The 2,785-nt window shown below is 64.0% G+C and carries 3 protein-coding genes; all 3 read left to right on the forward strand.

Annotated features, from left to right (window positions below):
- On the forward strand, positions 1-579 hold a 579-nt coding region (locus EOA22_RS29810), incomplete at its 5' end, for an ABC transporter ATP-binding protein (RefSeq protein WP_164756001.1).
- A gap of 18 nt (positions 580-597) precedes the next feature.
- Positions 598-1,575, forward strand: coding sequence for an aliphatic sulfonate ABC transporter substrate-binding protein (locus EOA22_RS29815; protein WP_063168596.1), 978 nt, complete (start codon positions 598-600; stop codon positions 1,573-1,575).
- A 91-nt stretch (positions 1,576-1,666) separates the two neighbouring features.
- Positions 1,667-2,785, forward strand: a 1,119-nt coding sequence (locus EOA22_RS29820) for a sulfatase (RefSeq protein ID WP_127390440.1), incomplete at its 3' end; no start/stop codon positions are given.

Here is a 2,785-nt window from a genome sequence, read left to right on the forward strand (position 1 = left end):
AGCGAGGGCACCGTGCTGGTCGATGGCAAGGCGGTCGAGGGGCCGGGTCCGGAGCGCGGCATGATCTTCCAGCAATACGCGCTGTTTCCCTGGCTCACCGTACGCCAGAACGTCGAGTTCGGGCTGCGCATCAAGGGCGAGGAAGCTTCGCGCCGCCGGCAGATCGCCGAGCGTTTCATCGATCTCGTCGGCCTTGGCGACTTCGCCGACGCGCTGCCGAAGACGCTTTCGGGCGGCATGAAGCAGCGTTGCGCGATCGCCCGGGCCTATGCGGTCGATCCCTCGATCCTTTTGATGGACGAGCCCTTCGGGGCGCTCGACGCACTGACCCGCGTGCAGCTCCAGGACCAGTTGCTCGACACCTGGAGCCGGGAGCGGCGCACCGTGATGTTCATCACCCACGATGTCGACGAGGCGGTCTACCTCGCCAACCGCGTCATCGTCATGGCGGCGCGGCCCGGCAGGCTGCAGGAGATCATCGACGTCGGCCTGCCTTACCCAAGAACCGAGGAAATCCGGCTTTCGGCGGAGTTCATGAGCATCCGCAACCGCGTCTGGCAAGCCGTTTACCACCAGTAACAGTGACAGGAGGAGAGTATGGTGACACTGACAAGACGTAACCTCATCGCATCATCGGCGGCACTTGCCGCGTTCGCTGCCTCTGGCATCCGTGCCGGAGCGGCGGGAACGGCGGCACGCATCGGCTACAACGGCGATTTCTGGGGCGCCAGCGTGGCCGGCGTCGCGGCCGACCAGGGCTTCTATGCCAAGCACGGCGTCGATGCCAATATCAAGGTCTTCACCAACGGCCCCATCCAGGTCCAGGCGCTTGGCGCCAACAGCCTGGAATTCGGCTATCTCGGACCGGGCGCGCTGTGGCTGCCGGCGAGCGGCAAGGCCAAGATCATCGCCGTCAACGATGTCGGCTTCTCGGACCGGGTGATCGCCCAAGCCGGCATCACGTCCATCGCCGGCCTCAAGGGCAAGAAGGTCGCGATCGCGGCCGGCACCTCGGGCGACATGCTGTTGCGGCTGGCGCTGCGCAAGGCCGGTATGGCGATGACCGACCTCGACATCGTGCAGATGGACCCGAGCACCATCGTGGCGGCCTTCGCCTCCAAGCAGGTCGACGCGGCCGGCATCTGGTATCCGTTCGTCGGCATCATCCAGAAGAGCGTTCCCGATCTGGTGGAGCTGGCCAAGAACGACGACTTCTATCCGCAGACCACATTTCCGAGCGTCTTCATTGCCCGCAACGATTTGGTCGAGGGCAATCCCGATCTCGTCCGCAACGTGGTGCGCGCCATCAAGGACGCGCAGGATTTTCGTGCCGCCAACCAGGACAAGGCGATCGAGATCACCTCCAAGCTGCTCGGCATTCCTGCCGACCAGCTGAAGACGGAAGCCGGTTATGGCCGTTTCATGACCTCGGCCGAACTGATCAAGCTAACCAAGGACGGCACCGTGAACGGCTGGTTCTCGACGATGAACGACCTGTTCAAGACCTTTGGCAAGCTCGAGACCTCGCTCGATCCCAAGGACTATTATCTGGGCGATCAATACATTTCGGCCTGACGGCCTTCTTGAAATCGCCCCTTGCAAACCGCAAGCCCCGGCAGCGAACCGGGGCCTGTTTCCTGACAATCACAGCAGCGACGAGCCATCCATGAACGTTCTCTATATCGACATCGACAGCCTCAGGCGCGACCACCTCGGCTGCTACGGCTATCATCGCAACACCTCTCCCGTCATCGACAGCCTTGCCGGCGAGGGCATCCGCTTCGAGAACGTCTATGTGTCCGATGTGCCTTGCCATCCGTCGCGCACGGCGCTGTGGAGCGGCCGCCACGGAATGCGGACCGGCGTGGTCGGCCATGGCGGCACCGCCTGCGAGCCGTTCCGCGAAGGCGCCGAGCGAGCCTGGGCCGGCACCTTCTACGAGGAAGGCTGGATGCGGGCGCTGCGCGATCTCGGCTACCACACCACGACCATCAGCAGTTTTGGCGAACGGCATGGCTGCTGGCATTGGTATGCCGGCTTCAACGAGATCATCAATCCCGGCAAGGCCGGCATGGAGAACGCCGACGAGGTTTCGGGCCTGGCGATCGACTGGCTGAAGCGCAATGGCTCGGCAAAAAAGTGGTTCCTGCATGTCAATGTCTGGGACCCGCACACGCCCTATCGCGCGCCGGACGCTTTCGGCGACCCCTTCGCCGACCAGCCGCTTCCCGACTGGATGACCAGGGCGGTATTCGAGAAGAGCCATGCTGGCTACGGCCCGCACAGCCCGCAGGAACCCTCGGGCTTCGACGTCGAGCCGGGCGGATCGAAATACCGGCGCATGCCGTCGCCGATCAGCGGCATGGACACCGTCAAGGCCTGGTTCGACGGCTACGACACCGGCGTGCTCTATGCCGATTATCATGTCGGTCTCATCGTCGAGGAGTTGAAGCGGCAAGGCCTGTTCGACGACACGATCATCGTCATCGGCGCCGATCATGGCGAAAACCTCGGCGAGCTCAACGTCTGGGGTGATCATCAGACGGCCGACGAATTCACCTGCAACGTGCCGCTGGTCATCCGCTGGCCCGGCGCCGAGGACATGCGCGGCGTCAATGGCGGCCTTCACTATCATTTCGACTGGGCCGCCACGCTGATCGACCGGCTCGGCGGCAACGTTCCGGCGCTTTGGGACGGGCGCTCCTTTGCACCGGCGCTTGCCGCGAAGGAGGAAGGTGGCCGCGATTTCCTGGTGCTGAGCCAGGGTGCGTGGGCGGTACAGCGC

The sequence above is a fragment of the Mesorhizobium sp. M7A.F.Ca.US.014.04.1.1 genome (assembly GCF_003998745.1).
In the GTDB taxonomy this organism is placed as follows: domain Bacteria; phylum Pseudomonadota; class Alphaproteobacteria; order Rhizobiales; family Rhizobiaceae; genus Mesorhizobium; species Mesorhizobium ciceri.